This is a genomic window from Candidatus Symbiopectobacterium sp. NZEC135 (assembly GCF_025962695.1).
The window spans coordinates 1-992 of record NZ_JAGFPF010000738.1; the positions used below are offsets into that span (position 1 = coordinate 1).

Genomic DNA, 992 nt, shown 5'->3' on the forward strand with positions numbered 1-992 from the left:
TTCAGCCAAACCGTGGAAGACGGCACGCTGGCTCGTCTGGAAGAGAAATACCTCGGCCACGTAGGCGAATTTGATTATGTCGATACCCGCACCTTCCTGAGCGCCATCGATAATACCTTGCCCGATCTACAGCCGCTGTTTGCCAAATATGCCAGCGATATTGACTGGAAATTGCTGGCAGCCATCTCTTATCAGGAATCGCACTGGAACCCGTTGGCGACCTCGCCGACCGGCGTGCGCGGACTGATGATGCTGACGCGCAACACCGCAGAGAGCCTGAATGTGACCGACAGGCTCGATCCGGAACAGAGCATTAGCGGTGGCGCACGCTATTTGGCGCACATGATGGAAAAAATGCCGGAAAGCATCCCAGAGGATGAAAAGATTTGGTTTGCACTGGCCTCGTACAACATGGGCTATGCCCATCTGCTGGATGCGCGCAAACTGACGGAAAAACAGAAGGGTAATCCCGATAGCTGGGCGGATGTGAAGGTGCGTCTGCCGATGCTCAGCCAGAAACGCTATTATGCCCAGACCACTTACGGCTATGCTCGCGGCCACGAAGCCTATAACTACGTTGAAAATATCCGTCGCTATATGCTGAGTCTGGAGGGGTATCTGACCGAGAAAGCCAATAAAACCCAGCAGCAGGAACTGTTAGCAAGCGCTTACCCTGCCGTACCGCCAGAAAAACTCGGCAAATAAATCAGGTAGCACCGTCACACTTGGCGATTTTTTCTTGCGCGCGCAGCGCTTTATGCTGTGCGCGGCGTATTCGGAAAAAATCGCTGAGGGTGTGGGCGCATTCGGCAGCCAGCACGCCAGACGTGATCGCTATCTGATGATTCATACCGGGATGGCGCAAGATATCGACCAACGACCCTGCTGCCCCGGTTTTTTCATCGTTGGCACCATACACCAGTCGGCCAATACGGCTGTGCACCATCGCCCCTGCGCACATCACGCAAGGTTCAAGCGTCACATACAGCGTC

The 992-nt window shown here is 54.6% G+C and carries 2 protein-coding genes; one reads left to right on the forward strand and one right to left on the reverse strand.

Features of this window, described 5'->3' with window-relative positions:
* Window positions 1-705 (forward strand): membrane-bound lytic murein transglycosylase MltF (mltF, locus tag J5224_RS30100; protein ID WP_264628720.1); only part of this gene is annotated, 705 nt, incomplete at its 5' end.
* A gap of 1 nt (window position 706) precedes the next feature.
* Here the strand turns inward: mltF and tadA are convergent.
* Window positions 707-992 (reverse strand): tRNA adenosine(34) deaminase TadA (tadA, locus tag J5224_RS30105; protein WP_264628721.1); only part of this gene is annotated, 286 nt, incomplete at its 5' end.